15 protein-coding genes and 1 pseudogene are annotated in these 18,014 nt (G+C 72.8%); 5 read left to right on the top strand and 11 right to left on the bottom strand.

Annotated features, from left to right (window positions below; genetic code table 11):
- Nucleotides 1-97 precede the first annotated feature (97 nt).
- From ectB to OHB56_RS10405, 3 genes are all read right to left on the bottom strand, one after another.
- Nucleotides 98-1,369, bottom strand: coding sequence for a diaminobutyrate--2-oxoglutarate transaminase (ectB, locus tag OHB56_RS10415; RefSeq protein WP_326751993.1), 1,272 nt, complete (start codon nucleotides 1,367-1,369; stop codon nucleotides 98-100).
- An 88-nt stretch (nucleotides 1,370-1,457) separates the two neighbouring features.
- Entirely contained in the window at nucleotides 1,458-1,964 is a 507-nt protein-coding gene (gene ectA, locus OHB56_RS10410; RefSeq protein WP_326751992.1) for a diaminobutyrate acetyltransferase, read from the bottom strand.
- A gap of 517 nt (nucleotides 1,965-2,481) precedes the next feature.
- A complete protein-coding gene (locus tag OHB56_RS10405) occupies nucleotides 2,482-3,585 on the bottom strand; it encodes a pyridoxal-phosphate-dependent aminotransferase family protein (RefSeq protein ID WP_406352818.1) in 1,104 nt (367 codons plus the stop codon).
- Nucleotides 3,586-3,898: 313 nt separating this feature from the next.
- On the opposite strand from OHB56_RS10405, the gene OHB56_RS10400 reads away from it, so the two are divergent.
- From OHB56_RS10400 to OHB56_RS10380, 5 genes are all read left to right on the top strand, one after another.
- Nucleotides 3,899-4,753, top strand: a complete 855-nt coding sequence (locus OHB56_RS10400) for a transporter substrate-binding domain-containing protein (RefSeq protein WP_326751990.1) — start codon at nucleotides 3,899-3,901, stop codon at nucleotides 4,751-4,753.
- A gap of 4 nt (nucleotides 4,754-4,757) precedes the next feature.
- Entirely contained in the window at nucleotides 4,758-5,591 is an 834-nt protein-coding gene (locus OHB56_RS10395; RefSeq protein WP_326751989.1) for an amino acid ABC transporter permease, read from the top strand.
- The gene (locus tag OHB56_RS10390; protein ID WP_326751988.1) at nucleotides 5,588-6,448 is read left to right on the top strand and encodes an amino acid ABC transporter ATP-binding protein; all 861 of its coding nucleotides are present in this window, start codon (nucleotides 5,588-5,590) and stop codon (nucleotides 6,446-6,448) included. The genes OHB56_RS10395 and OHB56_RS10390 overlap by 4 nt, the downstream gene beginning before the upstream one ends.
- Before the next feature lie 587 nt (nucleotides 6,449-7,035).
- Entirely contained in the window at nucleotides 7,036-8,127 is a 1,092-nt protein-coding gene (locus OHB56_RS10385) for an amidohydrolase family protein (RefSeq protein WP_326751987.1), read from the top strand.
- Nucleotides 8,128-8,397: 270 nt separating this feature from the next.
- Nucleotides 8,398-9,402 carry an SCO1860 family LAETG-anchored protein gene (locus OHB56_RS10380; RefSeq protein ID WP_406352815.1) on the top strand — a complete coding sequence of 335 codons (1,005 nt, stop codon included), beginning with the start codon at nucleotides 8,398-8,400 and terminating at the stop codon, nucleotides 9,400-9,402.
- Nucleotides 9,403-9,518: 116 nt separating this feature from the next.
- On the opposite strand, the gene cobC is transcribed toward OHB56_RS10380, so the two are convergent.
- From cobC to OHB56_RS10340, 8 genes and pseudogenes are all read right to left on the bottom strand, one after another.
- Entirely contained in the window at nucleotides 9,519-10,577 is a 1,059-nt protein-coding gene (gene cobC / locus OHB56_RS10375; RefSeq protein ID WP_406352814.1) for an Rv2231c family pyridoxal phosphate-dependent protein CobC, read from the bottom strand.
- A 46-nt stretch (nucleotides 10,578-10,623) separates the two neighbouring features.
- Nucleotides 10,624-11,061: pseudogene (locus OHB56_RS10370) on the bottom strand (cobalamin biosynthesis protein); the annotation flags it as partial.
- Nucleotides 11,058-12,488, bottom strand: coding sequence for a cobyrinate a,c-diamide synthase (locus tag OHB56_RS10365; RefSeq protein ID WP_406352812.1), 1,431 nt, complete (start codon nucleotides 12,486-12,488; stop codon nucleotides 11,058-11,060). The pseudogene OHB56_RS10370 and the gene OHB56_RS10365, both read right to left, overlap by 4 nt.
- Nucleotides 12,485-13,093: a cob(I)yrinic acid a,c-diamide adenosyltransferase gene (gene cobO / locus OHB56_RS10360; protein WP_406352810.1), complete on the bottom strand. Its 609-nt coding sequence runs from the start codon at nucleotides 13,091-13,093 to the stop codon at nucleotides 12,485-12,487. Before cobO ends, OHB56_RS10365 begins: the two co-directional genes overlap by 4 nt.
- The gene (locus tag OHB56_RS10355) at nucleotides 13,093-15,153 is read right to left on the bottom strand and encodes a putative cobaltochelatase (protein WP_406352808.1); all 2,061 of its coding nucleotides are present in this window, start codon (nucleotides 15,151-15,153) and stop codon (nucleotides 13,093-13,095) included. Before OHB56_RS10355 ends, cobO begins: the two co-directional genes overlap by 1 nt.
- Nucleotides 15,150-15,374: a hypothetical protein gene (locus OHB56_RS10350; RefSeq protein ID WP_406352806.1), complete on the bottom strand. Its 225-nt coding sequence runs from the start codon at nucleotides 15,372-15,374 to the stop codon at nucleotides 15,150-15,152. The genes OHB56_RS10355 and OHB56_RS10350 overlap by 4 nt, the downstream gene beginning before the upstream one ends.
- Nucleotides 15,371-16,906 carry a cobyric acid synthase gene (locus OHB56_RS10345; RefSeq protein WP_406358994.1) on the bottom strand — a complete coding sequence of 512 codons (1,536 nt, stop codon included), beginning with the start codon at nucleotides 16,904-16,906 and terminating at the stop codon, nucleotides 15,371-15,373. The genes OHB56_RS10350 and OHB56_RS10345 overlap by 4 nt, the downstream gene beginning before the upstream one ends.
- Before the next feature lie 8 nt (nucleotides 16,907-16,914).
- A complete protein-coding gene (locus OHB56_RS10340) occupies nucleotides 16,915-17,901 on the bottom strand; it encodes a cobalamin biosynthesis protein (protein ID WP_406352804.1) in 987 nt (328 codons plus the stop codon).
- Nucleotides 17,902-18,014 lie beyond the last annotated feature (113 nt).

Genomic DNA, 18,014 nt, shown 5'->3' with positions numbered 1-18,014 from the left:
CGAGGCCCGGGACCCGGACGGTTCAGCGGACGGTTCAGGGGGTCCACCCTGATCGGGTGGCCCGGACGGACCGGAGTATTCCGGTGGTCCGGACGGTTCAGGCGGTCTCGCGGACGGCGCGGGCCAGTGTGGTCAGCCCCTCGTCCAGCTCGTCCGGGGTGATGGTCAGGGCCGGAAGGAGTTTGACGACCTCGCTCTCCGGGCCGGACGTCTCGATCAGCAGCCCGAGCTCGAAGGCGCGCGCGGCGATGCGTCCGGCCCGCGCCTTGTCGTGGAACTCCATGCCCCACACGAGCCCGCGACCGCGGTACTCCTTCACGTCGGCGCGGTTCTCCTCGGCGATGGCGGCCATCGCCTGCTCGACCTGCTCGCCGCGCGTCCGGGTCTGCTTCTCCATCGCCGACCCGTCGGCCCAGTAGGCCTCGAGGGCGGCGGTCGCCGTGACGAAGGCAGGGTTGTTGCCGCGGAAGGTGCCGTTGTGCTCGCCCGGCTCCCAGACGTCCAGTTCGGGCTTGAACAGGGTCAGCGCCATCGGCAGTCCGTAGCCGCTGATCGACTTGGAGACGGTGACGATGTCGGGCGTGATGCCGGCCTCCTCGAAGGAGAAGAAGGCGCCGGTGCGGCCGCAGCCCATCTGGATGTCGTCGACGATGAGCAGCATGTCCTGGCGTTCGCACAGCTCGGCCAGGGCGCGCAGCCACTCGGGCCGGGCGACGTTGATGCCGCCTTCGCCCTGTACGGTCTCGACGATCACCGCGGCGGGCTTGTTGAGGCCGGAGCCCTGGTCCTCCAGGAGCCGCTCGAACCACAGGAAGTCCTCGACCGCGCCGTCGAAGTAGTTGTCGAACGGCATCGGCGTGCCGTGCACCAGCGGGATGCCCGCCCCGGCGCGTTTGAAGGCGTTGCCGGTCACGGCGAGCGAGCCCAGCGACATGCCGTGGAAGGCGTTGGTGAACGACACGATCGACTCGCGCCCCTTCACCTTCCGGGCCAGCTTCAGCGCCGACTCCACGGCGTTGGTGCCGGTCGGGCCCGGGAACATGACCTTGTACGGCAGGTCGCGCGGACGCAGGATCCAGTTCTGGAAGGACTCCAGGAACGCGCGCTTGGCCGTCGTCGACATGTCGAGCCCGTGCGTGACGCCGTCCCGCTCCAGGTAGTCGATCAGCGCCCGTTTCAGTACCGGGTTGTTGTGGCCGTAGTTGAGTGAGCCGGCTCCGGCGAAGAAGTCGAGGTACTCATGGCCGTCCTCGTCGTACATGCGGCTGCCGTGCGCTCGGTCGAACACGGTGGGCCAGCCGCGGCAGTAACTGCGCACCTCGGACTCAAGGGTCTCGAAGACGCTCAGATCGGGCTGGGTGATGGTCACGACGAATCGCTCCTCAGTGGCGTGGGAAGTCAGAGGGAGTCCGGGACCGGCGGAGTGACGCACGGGTCCGTGTGCGCGGGGCCGGTGGTCAGGGGGAGAGGGGACCGATGCGGTACAGCACCTCGGGGTCGTGCGGTCCGTCGGGGAACTGCTCCGCCTCGAACAGCACCTCGCGCTCCAGCCGGGCCCCGTGGCGTTCGGCGAACGCGGTGAACAGGCGCTCGGACGCGGTGTTCCCCGGTGTGATGGTGGTCTCCACGGTGGTCACTCCGTGTTCCGCGACGGTCCGTGCGGCCAGACCGTCGAGCAGAGCGGCGGCCAGGCCCCGGCCGCGGTGCGTCTCGTCCACCGCGACCTGCCAGACGAGCAGGGTGTGCGGGCTGTCCGGCCGTACGTAGCCGGTGATGAAGCCGATCGGCTCCCCGCCGGCGTCACGTGCGACGGCGGATGTGGCGGCGAAGTCCCGGCACCACAGGAGATAGCTGTACGACGAGTTCAGGTCGAGGGTTTTCGAGTCCCTTGCTATCCGCCACAGCGCGGCTCCGTCCGCCGGGGCGGGGCGGTCGATTTGCGGGTCTGCTTGTGCGGCAGTCATGTGAATTGAACTTACCCAGGTAAATTCGAAAATGCATCGGCTGTCGGGGTTACCTGAGTGGCTTGTCTATGTTATCGCGCGAGCGTGAAGCCGCAAGCGGAAGCCTGGCGGAATGCCCCTGTTCGGGCGGGATTCAAGCCGCAAATCGGTCACCTTGTGGAGCTGGTCACAAGTCCATAACGCCCGCGATCATGTCCGGGATGCGCCAGTTCCGGACTATGGAAAATCGATGCGTTTAGGTTCGATGAAAGGGGGCAGAAGGACATGGGAAGCTGCCCTGGAAGGTATTATTTAAATAAGGGGGAGAATGGCGAGTGAGAATACCCGGGAAAGACTTCCGATAATCCCGTGAATTGATGCCCGGATTCCTGCGTCCCGTTCGGTGGCGCCGTTGTCACGCTGCGCTGCCGCCGGTGACGCGTTCCGGAAAGGGGCCGGCGTCGACCCTCATGGCCCGCGTGCGCCCCGGCGGGCGAGTGCCGGCTGCCCGGCGCCGGGCGGGGCGGCGGTCGGTCGCCTACCGCCAGCCGTGGTCGGCCGCTCGCAGGGCCCCCTGCACGTCCACCGGCAGGCCCTGCTCCGCCAATGCCGTGCCCAGGGCCGTCAGGCTCGCCCGGACCGCGCCCCGGGTCGCGTCAGGGCCGTAGTGGTTGACGCGGATCATCTCCTTCGCCAGCGACCCGCCCCCCGCCGCCAGCGGCAGCGCCGGGTCCACGGCCAGGGCGCGGGCCGCCAGCCCGGAGGCCACCACGCCCGACGGGGCCCGCAGGGTCGTGGCGACCGGAGCCGCCTGAGCCGCGTCGTGGACGTACGGCTCCAGGCCGCCGCCCAGTGCGAGCGCCCCCGCCCGGGTCGCCGCCGCGGCCGCCGCGTGCCGTGCCGTCAGCGTCTCCAGGCCCACCGCCTCGATGCGCTCCACGCACGCCTCCAGCGCCAGCATCTCCAGCTGTGCCGGAGCGTGCGGCAGTGCCGCGCGGCCCCCGTCGAGCCAGCGCTGCTTCCAGTCCAGCAGGGACAGATACGAGCGGCGCGGCGCCCGCGGGTTCGCCGCCATCCGGGCCCACGCCCGCTCGCTCACCGACACTGCCGACACACCGGCCGGGCCGCCCATCGCCTTCTGCGCCCCGATCACGCACAGGTCCACGCCCCACGCGTCCGGCAGCACCGGCTCCGCCCCGATCGACGCCACCGCGTCCAGATAGAACAGCGCCCCGTGCGCCCGCACCGCCTCGCCGATCTCCGCGACCGGGTTGGTGTTGCCGGTGGCCGCCTCCGCGTGTACCAGGGAGACGAAGTCGATCTCCGGGTGCGCGGCGAAGGCCTCGCGGATCTGCCCGGCCGTCACCGCCGTGTGGAACGGCACCGCCAGATCGATCACCGCGGCGCCGCAGTCCCGCAGCCAGTCGCCGAAGGTCTGCCCGTACGGGCCCGTGACGACGTTCAGCGCGGTCGTGCCGGGGCCGGCGGTCGCGCGGATCGCGCCTTCCAGCGGAAGCAGCGCCTCGCCCTGCATGATCACGACGTCCTGCGTGGTGCGCAGCAGCCGCGCCACGCGGTCCTCGATCGAGGCGAAGCGCGCGGCGCTCAGCGGGGCCAGACCGAGGAAGGGGTGGGTGCTCACGGCGTTGCTCTCCAGATCACGGCTCTACGGCGCCACGGGTCGTGCGCGGGGCGCGGGGCACGGGTTCGACGGAGTCGAGCGTATCCCCGGCTCCCGGTGAACCCGGTCCGGGCCCCGGGAGCCCGGCCTGACGCCCGGGCCGGGCCGAGGGGACGCCCGGCCGGGCCCTCGGGGCGCCCGGCCGGGCTGCCGGTAAGTCCCTTCCCACGCCCGGTTCTTAGGTCGGACGGCGCCGCAGCCATCGGTTTGGTTTGAGTAACCCAAACTTCTCCTTATAATCAGAACCTCATTTGTTCCCTACCAGGAGGCCTCAGTGAAGACGCTCCTCGGCCGCAGGACCCGTGTTCTGGCCGCCACCACCGCGACGGCCGGGCTGGTCCTCCTGACCGCCTGCACCTCCACCGACGACGGGGACGGCGGTGCCTCCAAGACCGCGGCCGGCGGCGTCGAACTCGCCAAGGCGGGGCAGCTCACCACCTGCACCCACCTCCCGTACCCGCCCTTCCAGTCGGAGATCGACGGCAAGGTGCAGGGCTTCGACGTGGCGCTGATCGACCTGGTCGCCGACGACCTGGAAGTGAAGCAGGCGATCCTCGACACACCGTTCGAGAACTTCAAGACCGGCGCGTTCCTCAACTCCGGCGAGTGCGACCTGGCCGCGGCCGGTATGACCATCACCGAGGAACGCAAGAAGAACGTCGACTTCTCGGACCCGTACTTCAACGCCACCCAGGCCGTCCTCGTCGACAAGAAGGCCGGCGTCACCTCGCTCGCCGACGTGAAGTCGAAGAACGTCAAGATCGGCGCCCAGGCGCAGACCACCGGCGAGGACTACGTCAAGAAGGAGGGCTTCGACCCGGTCTCCTTCGAGTCCTCCGACGCCGTCCTCAACGGCCTGCGCACCGGCCAGGTCAAGGCCGTCGTCATCGACTTCCCGGTGGTCCAGGGCTGGCTCAAGGACAAGGCCACCGCCGACGCCTTCGAGGTCGTCGACAACCTCGACACCGGTGAGCAGTACGGCTTCACCGTGAAGAAGGGCAACACCGCGCTCCAGAAGGCCGTCAACAAGGCGCTCTCGGACGCCAAGGCCGACGGCACGTACAAGAAGCTGTACGAGCAGTGGATCGGCCCGTACGACGAGTCCGCCGCCGAACCGTCCGCCACCTGATCCCATGGCCGACACGAAGGTGCCTCCGGAGCTGCGGAAGAAGGGCCTGACCCGGAGCCAGAAGCGCCGGCTGTCGCGCGGCGCCCAGTACGTCGTCTTCGTCGCCGCCGTGGCCGCCTTCGCGGCCTCGGCGGACTGGGGCAGGCTGAAGAACCAGTTCGCCCAGCTCGACATCGCCGAGCGGATGTTCCCGGACATCATCACCCTGGCGCTGAAGAACACCGTGCTCTACACGGTGACCGGCTTCATCGTCGGACTCGCCCTCGGCCTGCTCCTCGCGCTGATGCGGCTGTCGTCGGTCGGCCCGTACCGCTGGCTGGCGGGCATCTACATCGAGATCTTCCGGGGCCTGCCCGCCCTGCTGATCTTCATCTTCATCGGCGTGGCCGTGCCGCTCGCCTTCCCCGGCACGGAGATCGTCGGCGGCACCTACGGCAAGGTCGCCCTCGCGCTCGGCCTGGTGGCCGCCGCCTACATGGCCGAGACGATCCGCGCGGGCATCCAGGCGGTGCCCAAGGGGCAGATGGAGGCGGCCCGTTCGCTGGGCTTCTCGCCCGCGCGGGCCATGGTCTCGATCATCATCCCGCAGGCCTTCCGGGTCATCCTGCCGCCGCTCACCAACGAACTCGTCCTGCTCTTCAAGGACTCCTCGCTGGTGCTGTTCCTCGGCGTCACCCTGGAGGAGCGCGAACTGTCCAAGTACGGCCGCGACCTGGCCAGCCAGACCGCCAACTCCACCCCGATCCTGGTCGCCGGCCTGTGCTACCTGCTGATCACCATTCCGCTCGGCTTCGTCGTACGCCGTATGGAGGCCAAGGCCCAGGAGGCCGTCAAATGAGCCAGCCGGACAACCAGCCGGACGGGCAGACCGGCGAGCAGCCGGAGAACCGGCCCGGTAACCCGGAGATCCGGGTCAGCGGACTGCACAAGTCGTTCGGCAGCAACGAGGTGCTGCGCGGCATCGACCTGGAGATCCGCCGGGGCGAGGTCGTCTGCGTGATCGGGCCGTCCGGCTCGGGCAAGTCGACCCTCCTGCGGTGCGTGAACCTGCTCGAGGAGCCCACCAAGGGTCAGGTGTACGTCGGCGGTACGGAGCTCACCGACCCGGACGTCGACATCGACGCCGCCCGCCGCCGGATCGGCATGGTCTTCCAGCAGTTCAACCTGTTCCCGCACCTCACCGTCACCGAGAACCTCACCCTGCCGCAGCGCCGGGTGCTGAAGCGGAGCAAGGCGGAGGCCGCCCGGACCGCCGCCGCGAACCTGGAGCGGGTCGGTCTCGCGGAGAAGGCGGGCGCCTACCCGTCCTCCCTCTCCGGCGGCCAGCAGCAGCGCGTCGCCATCGCCCGGGCGCTGGCCATGGGCCCCGAGGTGATGCTGTTCGACGAGCCGACCTCGGCGCTCGACCCCGAGCTGGTCGGCGACGTGCTGGCGGTGATGCGGATGCTGGCCGACGAGGGCATGACGATGATGGTCGTCACCCACGAGATGACCTTCGCCCGCGAGGTCGCCGACCGGGTCGTCTTCATGGACGGCGGGGTGATCGTCGAGGACGGCGCCCCCGACCAGGTCATCGGCGCCCCCCGGCACGAACGCACCCGGCACTTCCTCTCCCGGCTCCTCGACCCCGCCATGGCGGACGTGGAGGAGGAGACCTCCGAGCAGGTGGGCGAGTCCAGCCCGCGGCTCACCTGATCTCCTTCGAACGGGTGAAGTTCCTGCCGTGCGCTGCGAGAACCAAGCGCGCACACCGTGTCGATCGACAGCCAAGACGACAGACTCGAGCGTTGCTCGGCGAACCGGGCAGGTTCCGTCCCGGCTGGTGGTGAGGGAGCAGGACCTCGCAGGTCGCTGACCTGTGGGGCTTCCTGAGCCAGGAATCCCCCTGCTCCAGCCGGGGGAGGGTACACAACTGCTGGTCCAGTACCTCGTTTTGGTGCACATGGGAACGATTGAGTGAACGGGGTGAAGTTCCGTGGGTGTGCCTGGCTGGGTGCGCGTAACGCACTCGGTGCGATCTGGGACGCCGGGTGTGGCGTCGGCAGTCGGGGCCCCCGTTCTACCGGAGAGATGGTTCGGGGCCTCCCCGTCGCCTCTGGCCACACCCGCATGGCCAGGTCGTAGGGATTCCGCCCGCCTGGGACGGACCGCATACGTGATATGCGTCGCCGCCCAGGATGCGAAAGCGGAGGACCAGTGCGCCCAAGACCGTTCGGGGCGTGCCGGAGAGTCAGGACTCACTCCTGCTCACTGCCTAGGAACGGTTCAATAAAGTGCCGTGCATGAGCGAACGCGCGGTGCTGCACGTGAAGGGGCGGATCCTCGTCGGACCCGACGAGGTCCGCGACGAGCTGTGGGTCGTCGACGGCCGGATCTCCTACGACCGTCCCGCCGGGGCCCGCGACGTGAGGACCGCCGAGGGCTGGGTGCTGCCCGGACTGGTCGACGCCCACTGCCACGTGGGCCTCGACCAGCACGGAGCGGTCCCCGACCACGTCGCCGAGAAGCAGGCGCTCACCGACCGCGACGCCGGTGCCCTGCTGCTGCGGGACGCCGGCTCGCCGTCCGACACCCGCTGGACCGACGCCCGGGACGACCTCCCGAAGATCATCCGGGCCGGCCGGCACATCGCCCGAACCCGCCGCTACATCCGCAACTACGCCTGGGAGGTCGAACCCGACGACCTCGTCGCGTACGTCGCGCAGGAGGCCCGGCGCGGCGACGGCTGGGTGAAGCTCGTCGGCGACTGGATCGACCGTGACCTCGGCGACCTGTCGGCCTGCTGGCCGCGCGGCGCCGTCGAGGCGGCGATCGCCGAGGCGCACCGGCTGGGCGCCCGCGTCACCGCGCACTGCTTCGCCGAGGACTCCCTGCGGGACCTGGTCGAGGCGGGCATCGACTGCGTCGAGCACGCGACGGGCCTGACCGACGACACCATCCCGCTGTTCGCCGAACGGGGCGTGGCGATCGTCCCGACCCTCGTCAACATCGCCACCTTCCCGGGCCTCGCCGACGGCGGCGAGGCCCGGTTCCCGCGCTGGTCGGCCCATATGCGCCGGCTCCACGAGCGCCGCTACGACACCGTGCGCTCCGCCTACGACGCCGGTATCCCCGTCTTCGTCGGTACGGACGCCGGAGGCGCCCTCCCGCACGGCCTCGCGGGGGCCGAGGTCGCCGAACTCGTCACCGCCGGCATCCCGCCCGTCGACGCCCTCGCGGCCGGCACCTGGGCGGCCCGCGCCTGGCTCGGACGCCCCGGCCTGGACGAGGGCGCCCCGGCCGACCTCGTCGTCTACGCCTCCGACCCGCGCGCCGACGTACGGGTGCTGGCGGACCCGCGCAGGGTGGTGCTGAACGGGCACGTGGTCGCGTAGGGACGACACGGCCCGGGGCATGGTGCGGAGGGACGCCACGGTCCGGGGGCATGGTGCGAAGCGGAGGACACGGCCCGGTGGCCGAAACCCGCCCACCGGGTGGTGCTCGGACGGCGGAGGGGAACGGCCGTGCCCCTGGAACCTCCGGGAATCGAATGCATCGGCGGACTCGCCACGAAGGAGTGAAGAGTAGTCGGATTGCTGACGATCCCCTCCGGGTGCGGTCATTCTTTCCGGGTCCCACCCACGTCTCATGGGGGTCCCACCACCTTGAACAGCACCAACATCCGTATGCCCGCACGCCGTTGGGCCGTCGTCGCCACGGCCACCGTCCTTGCCGCAGGTCCCGCGGCACTGGCCGGAGCGGGCACGGCGCAGGCCACCGGGGAACACGGCAGCGCGAGCGCGGCCGTCCTGCGCACCGGGCTCGACGTCGCCCTGCTCGACAAGACCGCGAACGTCCCGCTCACGGTCTCCCTCAACGAGGTCCACGCGCCGCAGAGCGCGCGCAGGACCGCCCTCACCGCGGACCTGGAGGGCGTCGACCAGGGCAAGCCCTTCAGCGTGCTGCGCGCGGAGGTGGCCGACGCGAAGGCGACGGTCGAGGGGAACAGGGCCGAGGCTTCCACCACCCTCGCCAAGGCCCGGATCCATCTGCCCGGACTTCCCCTGCTGTCGCTCGTCGAGCTCGAGACGGTCACCTCCAAGGCCGTCTGCGAGACCGGCCGCGCCCCGCTCGCCTCGGCGACCCTGCCCGGCACGGTGACGGTGCTCGGCAAGCGCACCAGGCTGACCGCCTCCGGCCCCACCGAGGTCAAGGTGCCGGGCGTCGGCGAGGTCCGCCTGGACCTGTCGAAGACGGAGACCACCTCCCGTACGGCCGCCGCCACCGCACTGCAGCTCAAGGTGTCCGTCAACCCGCTGAAGCTGAACGTCGCCGAGGTCAACGGCACCGTCACCCTCGCCGAGGCCACGTGCGAGGCCCCGGGCGCCGACGCCGCCCCCGCGCCCGCCGCTCCCGCCGAGCAGCAGGAGCCGGAGCGGCAGCAGCAGGAGGAGGAGCGGGCCGACACGGCCGCACCCCCGGCCGGCAGCGGCACCGACGCCGACGTCAAGCCCCAGGGCGCACGGGCCGAACAGGCGGCACCGGCCCGGGCGGACCTGGCAGAGACGGGCGGCGACTCGTCGACTCCGTACGTCGCGGGCGGCGCCCTCGCCCTCCTCGCGGCGGGCGGCGCTGCGGTCCTGCTGTCCCGCAGGGGCCGCCGCGCCTGACACCGGCGCGTCGTGGCCGCCGTGCCTGACACCGGCGGCCACGACGACGATGCCGACGGCCCGGGGCCGGCGGGTGAGGGACGGGCCGTCGCGGCCGGGCCGCCGCCGTGTGCGGCTCAGCTCGGCTCGGCCCGGCTCGCGTCCAGGGCCTGGCCCAGCGCTTCCAGGAACGCGTCCGTCGTCCCACGGTCGCGTACCGCGACGCGCAGCCAGCGCTGGTCGAGGCCCGGGAAGGTGTCCCCGCGCCGTACCGCGAAACCGAGTGCGCGCAGGCGTTCCCGTACGGCCGCCGCGTGCGGGAGCCGCAGGAGGACGAAGGGGCCCTCGGCGCCTTCCACGGCCCGTACCCCGCGGTCGGCGAACTCCCCGAGGCCGGTGAGGAGACGGGAGCGGTCCGTGGCGGTGCGGCGGGCCGCCTCGTCCGCCTCCGCCAGAGCCCTGGGCCCCACGCACGCCTCCGCCGCCGCCAGCGCGGGCGTGGACACCGGCCACAGGGGCTGCGCCCGCGTCAGCAGCCCGATCGTCTCCGGCCCGGCCAGGACGTACCCGATGCGCAGTCCCGCCAGGCCCCACGTCTTGGTGAGGCTGCGCAGGACCACCAGCCCCGGTACGTCCGTCCGGCCCGCCAGTGCCTCCCGCTCGCCCGGCACCGCGTCCAGGAACGCCTCGTCCACGACCAGGATCCGGCCCGGCCGGGCGAGCCGGGCGATGTCGGCGGCCGGGTGCAGTACGGACGTCGGATTCGTCGGGTTGCCGATCACCACCAGGTCCGCGGCCCCGGGAACCGCGCCGGGATCCAGCCGGAAACCGTCCTCCTCCCGCAGCAGCACCCGGTCGACCGTGTGCCCCGCGTCCCGCAGCGCCGCCTCCGGCTCGGTGAACTGCGGATGCACCACCACCGGCCGGCGCACCTTCAGCGCCCGCGCCAGCAGCACGAACGCCTCCGCCGCCCCCGCCGTCAGCAGCACCCGCTCCACCGGCAGCCCGTGCCGCGCCGCCACCGCGGCCCGCGCCGCCCGCCCGTCCGGGTAGGCGGCGAGGCCGGCCACCGACCCGGCGATGTGCTCGCGCAGCCACGCCGGGGGAGTGCCCGCACGGACGTTCACGGCGAGGTCGACCAGCGCGGAGCCGTCGTCCCGGACCTCGGCGTCTCCGTGGTGTCGCAGGTCGTGCATGCTGTCCTCCGGTTCAGTTCGCAGGGGAGCGCGGGTGCGTGTGCGGTGCCGGCCGCCGTACGACGGCACAGGTCGCCCTCGCCGGCTGCCCGTCCGCGCGCTCCGACTTGCGCTTGGGCACGAGGAGTTCACCCCCGCCGGCCAGCGCGGCGGCCTCCGCGACCGACGGGGTGCCGACGGCGGCCAGCGGCGCGTCGGACGGGTGGGGCACCTCGACGCGCGCCAGTTCCTCGGAGCCGTGGACCACCAGAGGCACCCCCAGCCGCCGGGCCGCCTCCACGATGCCGGGCTCCTCGGCCTTCGCGTCCCCGGTGGCCAGGTGGGCGAGCGAGGCGGAGGACAGCCCGGCGTCGCGCAGGGCTGCCTCGATCAGCGTGAGCACCTCCTCGGCCGGGACGCCCTTCGAGGCGCCGACCCCGACGACGAGAAAAGACGGCCCATGGACGGCCTCGCGCGCACGGCCGCTCGTCCCGCCGCCGCTCATGAGGTCCGGCACCGCTCCACGAACCGGCGGGCCACCCCGGGCTCGGCCGCCCAGTGCGTGTGCAGATAGCTGGCGTGCACACCGCGCCGCACGAAGCCTTCGACGCGTGGGGCCGGTGCCCGCATACCCCACGCGGGTGCGTCCCCCGCGCCGGGCTCGACGACGGTGCGGTGGAACTCGTGGCCCCGCATCCGCGTCCCGGCCCGGGCCAGCACGCTGTCCGACACGGCCACCGCGTCCCGGTAACCGAGGGTGAGCCGCTCGGTCATCCGCGCGGTGGCGTCCAGCACTCCGCACATGGGCAGACCGTCCAGCTCCCGGCACAGATACAGCAGTCCCGCACACTCGGCGGCCACCGGGGCACCGCTCAGGGCCAGTTCGGCGACGGCCTTGCGCAGCGGCTCGTTGGCCGACAGCTCGGTGGCGTACACCTCGGGAAACCCGCCCCCGACGACCACTCCCCGGGTCCCCTCGGGCAGCTCCTCGTCCCGCAGAGGATCGAAGACGACGACCTCGGCCCCGGCAGCGGCGAGCAGCTCCGCATGCTCCGCGTAGGAGAACGAGAACGCCGCCCCGCCGGCAACGGCGACCACCGCCGGCCCCTCCGGGAGCCCGGCCCCCGGGGCCGGGAGGGGGCGGGGCGGCGGGGGAGAGGGAACGAGAGCCGCCGCCGCGTCCCACTCCGCACACGACAAGTCCCCGGCCCGGTGGGCCAGCGCGACCAACGCCTCCAGATCACACCCGGCGGCCACCTGCGCGGCCATCGCCGCGACCGCCTCCACCGCACCGTCCCGCCGCTCGGCGACCGGCACCAGCCCCAGATGCCGCGACGGTGTGCCGACCCGCGGAGCCCGCCGCACCACACCGAGCACCGGCACCCCCGACGACTCCAACGCATCCCGCAGCAAAGCCTCGTGACGGTCCGACGCGACCTTGTTGAGGATCACGCCCCCGATCCGCACCTCCGGATCCCACGTCACGAACCCGTGCACCAGCGCCGCCACCGACCGGGACTGCGACGACGCGTCCACGACCAGCACCACCGGCGCCCGCAGCAGCTTCGCCACCTGGGCCGTGGACGCCAGCTCCTCCTGCCCTGCGGCCCCGTCGTACAGCCCCATCACGCCTTCGACGACCGCGATGTCGCACCCGCGCGCCCCGTGCAGGAACAGCGGACCGATCAGGTCGGGCCCGCACAGGTACGCGTCCAGGTTGCGCCCCACCCGCCCGGTGGCCAGCGAGTGGTACCCCGGGTCGATGTAGTCCGGCCCGACCTTGTGCGGGGACACGGCCAGTCCCCGCGCGGCGAGCGCGGCCATCAGGCCCGTGGCGACAGTGGTCTTGCCGCTGCCCGACGAGGGCGCGGCGACGACCAGCCGGGGCGGCGCCGTGGACGCTCGTGCCGACGACGGCACCGACGCTCTCACCACTCGATGCCCCTCTGCCCCTTCTGCCCCGCGTCCATCGGGTGTTTGACCTTGGACATGTCGGTCACGAGGTCGGCGAAGTCCACGAGCTTCTCCGGTGCGTTCCGCCCGGTGATCACGACGTGCTGGGTCCCGGGCCGCTCACGCAGCACCGACACGACCTCGTCGGTGTCGATCCAGCCCCAGTGCATCGGGTACGCGAACTCGTCCAGCACGTACAGCCGGTACGTCTCGGCGGCCAGGTCCCGCTTGACCTGCTCCCAGCCCTCCCGGGCCTTCTCCTCGTTGGTCGCGTTGTCGCCGTGGAGGCCCCGCTGCACCCAGGACCAGCCCTCGCCCATCTTGTGCCAGTCGACGCTGCCCCCCTCGCCGGAGGCGCCGAGCACCCGCAGCGCGTTCTCCTCGCCGACCTTCCACTTCGCCGACTTGACGAACTGGAACACCCCGATCGGCCAGCCCTGGTTCCAGGCCCGCAGCGCCAGCCCGAAAGCGGCCGTCGACTTGCCCTTCCCGACGCCCGTGTGCACGACGACCAGCGGCCGGTTGCGCCGCTGACGTGTCGTCAGCCCGTCCTGGGGTACGACACTCGGCTGTCCCTTCGGCATTACGCCGCCCTCCTCGTTCCGGCACCCTGCACATCCCTGACCAGCCCGGCGATCGAGTCCGCCCGCAACTCGTCCAGCGTCACCGCCGTACCGTCCAACTCACCCGCGAGCTGCCCCGCCAGACCCAGGCGCACCGGCCCCGCCTCGCAGTCCACCACCACGGAAGCCGTCCCCTCGGCGGCCAGCAGCCGTGCCGCCCGCCCGGCGAGGGCGACCGGCTGCGGGCCACCGGTGGCCCGCCCGTCGGTCACCACCACGACCAGCGGCCGCCGCGCCGGGTCCCGCAGCCGCTCCACGCGCAGCACGTCGTGCGCCCTGAGCAGCCCCGCCGCGAGCGGTGTACGCCCGCCGGTCGGCAGCGACTCCAGCCGGGCCGCCGCCGCGTCCACGGACGAGGTCGGCGGCAGCACCACCTCGGCGGCCGCACCGCGGAAGGTCACCAGTCCCACCTTGTCCCGCCGCTGGTAGGCGTCGAGCAGCAGCGACAACACGGCACCCTTCACGGCGCTCATCCGCTGCCGCGCGGCCATCGACCCGGAGGCGTCGACCACGAACAGCACGAGATTGGACTCGTGGCCCTCCCGCACCGCTTGCCTGAGATCGTCCCGCCGGACCACCAGCCCCGGGCCGCTGCGCCCCCGCACCCGCTGATGCGGCGCCGCGGCCCGCACGGTGGCGGCCAGATGCAGCTTGGTCAGCGCACCCCGGGGCCGGCGCGCCCCGGTGGTCCGTCCGCGGTCGGTCCGCGCCCGCGACCGCCGCCCGGCGGCACCCTCGCCGATGCCGGGGACACTCAGCACCTTCGTACGGAAGGGCTCGGAAGCACGCGCCGGGGCCCGCTCACCCGCGCCGCCACCGGGCCCCGCCTGCGGCTTTCCGGCCTCATCGGCCTCGGGCCGCGCGGCGACGTCACCGTCGCCGGGCGGCCCGTCGCCGGGCTCCGGCTGCCCGCCGGGACCACCGCCGGGACCCGGCCCGTCGCCGTCGCCGTCGCCGTCCCCGTCGTCGTTCCCCGCCTCGTCCCCGTCCCCGTCTCCGTCCTCGTTCTGCCCGCCGAACCGCTCCAGCGTCTCGTCGAGCTTGTCCTCGTCGAGCCCCGGCGCGTCGAACGGGTTGCGCCGCCGCCGGTGGGGGAGTGCCAGCAGCGCGGCCTGCCGTACGTCCTCGGCCAGCACGTCCGTCCGCCCGGCCCAGGCCGCCAGCGCGGTCGCGGTGCGCGCCATCACGATGTCGGCACGCATGCCGTCCACCTCGAAGGCGCCGCACGTGGCCGCGATCTGCAGCAGCGCCCCCTCACCCAGTCGCACCGACGGCAGCAACTCCCGCGCCGCCATGATCCGCTGCCGTACGGCAGCCTCCTCGCCGGCCCAGCGTGCGGCGAACTCCTCCGGGGCGTCGTCGTAGGCCAGCCTGCGCCGCACGACCTCCACCCGCTGGTCCGGCTCCCGCGAGGCCTTGACCTCCACGGTCAGTCCGAACCGGTCCAGCAACTGGGGCCGCAGCTCGCCCTCCTCGGGATTCATGGTCCCGACGAGCAGGAAGCGCGCCGCGTGCCGTACGGAGACACCCTCGCGCTCGACGTACGAGGCGCCCATGGCGGCCGCGTCCAGCAGCAGGTCGACGAGATGGTCGTTCAGAAGGTTGACCTCGTCGACGTACAGGATCCCCCGGTGGGCGCCCGCGAGCAGGCCCGGTTCGAAGGCCTTCACCCCCTCCGCGAGCGCCCGCTCGATGTCGAGGGCACCCACCAGCCGGTCCTCGGAGGCACCGACCGGGAGTTCGACGAGGGCCGTGGGGCGGCGCGCCCCGGGGCGGGACTCATGCGGTCCGTCGGGGCACGACGGGTCCGGGGCCGCGGGGTCGCAGGAGAACCGGCAGCCGGGTACGACCTCGGTCTCCGGCATCAGCGCGGCCAGCGCCCTGACGGCCGTCGACTTCGCGGTCCCCTTCTCCCCCCGCACGAGAACGCCACCCACCTGTGGTGACACCGCGTTCAGCAGCAGGGCCAACCGCAGGTCGTCCTGGCCGACGACGGCGGTGAAGGGATAGGGCGTACTCACGCGGTGATCACTCCTTCGGATGGTGTCCGGCTGTTCAGTGCGGCCGCGGGCCGCGGGACCGCCGGGATCGAAACCTGTTCTCCGCAGGCCCGAGGGCGGATCTCCCGGCCGTCCACGGCCCCGGCGTCCGGGCCGCCGTGCTCTCGTGTGCCGGCGCTCCCCGCCGTCACGATCCGCCGGAGCCCCGCCGAGCCGACGGCCGGCCGCACCACGGTGTTCATGCGGGCGCTCCCGGCGGAACGAACGGCAGTCCCCGCGGGGCGCCGGACTCGATGAGCCGCCACAGCGCGTCCGTGTCCGCGTGCTGCTCGATCAGATCGCCGAGCCGGTCGAGCTGCTCCTCGCGCAGCGCGGCGAACGAGGTGTCGGGGGCCGGTACGAAACGGCGTCCCGCGGCGGCGGCCACCTCGCGCAGGAAGGCCCGGCGGAAGCCGTCCGACTCCAGCGAACCGTGCCAGTGCGTGCCCCAGGTCTGCCCGACCCGGCAGCCGTCCAGGCTGTGTCCCCTCCCGTCGGAGATGAACGCCTCCCCTCCCCGTACGTCGGCGACCCCGTGATGGATCTCGTAGCCCTCGACGGGCTCCCCGAGGGCCTCCCCGACGGGCCGCTCGAGCGTCTTCTCCCGGGCGAACCGCACCCGTACGGGCAGGATTCCGAGCCCGTCGACCCGGCCGGCGCGGCTCTCCACGTCGTCCTCGATGTGCTCGCCGAGGATCTGGAAGCCCCCGCAGATCCCGAGCACGGGCCGTCCCTCGGCCGCCCGCCGCCGCAGCGCGTCCGCGAGCCCGCGCTCCCGCAGCCACTCAAGCGCCCGTACGGTGCCGCGCGTGCCCGGCACCACCACGAGGTCGGCGTCGGCCAGTTCCTCGGGCCGGTCCACGAAACGGACCACGACGCCCGGTTCCGCGGCCAGCGCGTCCACGTCCGTGAAGTTGGACATCAGCGGCACCGCGCACACGGCGATGCGCAGCACGTCCTCGCCGACCGGCGCGGCGACCGCGGACTCCCGTACGGCGCCCCGCAGGGACACCGCCAGTCCGTCCTCCTCGTCGATGCCGAGCCCGTGTCGGAAGGGCAGCACGCCGTACGTGTGCCGCCCGGTCAGACCGTGCAGCATGTCCAGGCCGGGCTCCAGCAGCGAGACATCGCCCCGGAACTTGTTCACCAGGAAGCCGACGACCAGTTCCTGGTCCTCGCGCGACAGCAGCGCGACGGTGCCGAAGAAGGAGGCGAAGACCCCGCCGCGGTCGATGTCGCCGACGACGAGGACGGGGAGCGAGGCGTTCCTGGCGATCCCCATGTTGACGATGTCGGTGCGCCGCAGATTGATCTCGGCCGGGCTGCCGGCCCCTTCGCAGATCACCGCGTCGTACGTGGCCCGCAGCTGCGCGAGGGAGTCCAGCACCGTGCCCAGGAGCTGCTGTTGCCGCCCGCCGTGGTAGCCGCGCGCGCTCATCTCACCGACCGGCCTGCCCAGCAGCACGACCTGGCTGCTCCGTTCCCCGCCCGGCTTGAGCAGCACCGGGTTCATCAGCGCGGTCGGCTCGATCCGGCAGGCCTGGGCCTGCATGGCCTGCGCCCGCCCGATCTCGGCGCCCTCCCGCGTCACGAACGAGTTCAGCGACATGTTCTGCGCCTTGAACGGCGCGACCTTGACGCCCTGCCGCACCAGCCACCGGCAGATCCCGGCGGTCACCACACTCTTGCCGGCGTCCGACGTCGTACCGGCGACCAGCAGCCCGCCGCCCGTCATACCGCCCCTCATGCCGTACGCCCCTTTCCGCGCACCCGGGGGACGGCCCGCGCAACGGCCCGTACACCGATGCGCGCGGCGGCGCCGACGCCGAGTGCCAGCCAGCCGACACGCCGTGAGAGCCGTACCGTGCGGTCGATGTCCGCCACGGTCACGGCACGGCCGCCGCCGTTGAGCACGGGCCGGTGCTCGACCCGCCCGGAGTAGGACAGCGTCCCGCCGAGCCGCACGCCGAGCGCGCCCGCGAAGGACGCCTCCACGGGCCCGGCGTTGGGACTCGGATGCTTCGCGGCATCCGTGCGCCAGGCCAGGACGGCACCCCGCGGGTCCGGCCCGGCGACCGCGGCGAGTACGGCGGTCAGCCGCGCCCCGGGCCACCCGGCGACGTCGTCGAGGCGCGCGGAGGCCCAGCCGTACCGCAGATGGCGGGGGGACTTGTGGCCGACCATGGCGTCCAGGGTGTTGACGGCCCGGAACCCGAGCAGCCCCGGCACACCGGCAACGGCACCCCATACCAGGGCGCCCACCACGGCGTCGGAGGTGTTCTCGGCGACGGACTCCACGACCGCGCGGGCGATCCCTTCGGCGTCCAGCGCCTGCGGGTCCCGTCCGCACAGGTGCGGCAGCCGGGCCCGCGCCGCCTCGATCCCCTCGACGGTCCCGGACTCCAGGGCGCGCCCGATGGCGCGGGCCTCCCGGGCCAGCGACGTCCCTCCGACGACGGCCCAGGTGGCCGCGCCGGTCAGGGCGACGGAGGCGGCGGGGGAGGATCGTACGCAGCGGGCGGCCAGGCTCCCCAGAGCGACGGCCCCGCCGACGCAGACGGCGGTGTGCAGCGCGCCCCGGCCCCGGTCGTCCTGCCACAGGACCCGTTCCACGGCAGCCGCGGCCCGCCCGAAAGCGGCGACCGGATGCCCTCGGCGGGGATCGCCGAGAAGCAGGTCGCCGAGGAGGCCGGCGGCGGCGCCGTACGCGAACTCGCGATCGGCACCCATGGGTTCAGCCGGTGAGGGATCCGGCGGGAGTGGCCGCCCCGAGCCGGGGCGGAGCATCGCTGGTCGACCTCAACAGGCAGCCGGGCATGGCGGTATGTCCTCACTCAGGGTGT

The organism is Streptomyces sp. NBC_01635, assembly GCF_045209715.1.
In the GTDB taxonomy this organism is placed as follows: Bacteria; Actinomycetota; Actinomycetes; order Streptomycetales; family Streptomycetaceae; genus Streptomyces; species Streptomyces hirsutus.
The sequence above is the reverse complement of the archived record's forward strand: the minus strand, read 5'-3'. Positions and strand labels throughout refer to the sequence as shown.

Bases quoted from the DNA above. Each gene is read 5' to 3' on its own strand.
- OHB56_RS10345 (WP_406358994.1), bottom strand. From the start codon at position 16,906: ATGACGGGCGGCGGGCTGCTGGTCGCCGGTACGACGTCGGACGCCGGC.
- OHB56_RS10385 (WP_326751987.1), top strand. From the start codon at position 7,036: ATGAGCGAACGCGCGGTGCTGCACGTGAAGGGGCGGATCCTCGTCGGA.
- OHB56_RS10350 (WP_406352806.1), bottom strand. From the start codon at position 15,374: ATGAACACCGTGGTGCGGCCGGCCGTCGGCTCGGCGGGGCTCCGGCGG.
- OHB56_RS10340 (WP_406352804.1), bottom strand. From the start codon at position 17,901: ATGGGTGCCGATCGCGAGTTCGCGTACGGCGCCGCCGCCGGCCTCCTC.
- OHB56_RS10395 (WP_326751989.1), top strand. From the start codon at position 4,758: ATGGCCGACACGAAGGTGCCTCCGGAGCTGCGGAAGAAGGGCCTGACC.
- ectA (WP_326751992.1), bottom strand. From the start codon at position 1,964: ATGACTGCCGCACAAGCAGACCCGCAAATCGACCGCCCCGCCCCGGCG.
- cobC (WP_406352814.1), bottom strand. From the start codon at position 10,577: ATGCACGACCTGCGACACCACGGAGACGCCGAGGTCCGGGACGACGGC.
- cobO (WP_406352810.1), bottom strand. From the start codon at position 13,093: ATGCCGAAGGGACAGCCGAGTGTCGTACCCCAGGACGGGCTGACGACA.
- OHB56_RS10390 (WP_326751988.1), top strand. From the start codon at position 5,588: ATGAGCCAGCCGGACAACCAGCCGGACGGGCAGACCGGCGAGCAGCCG.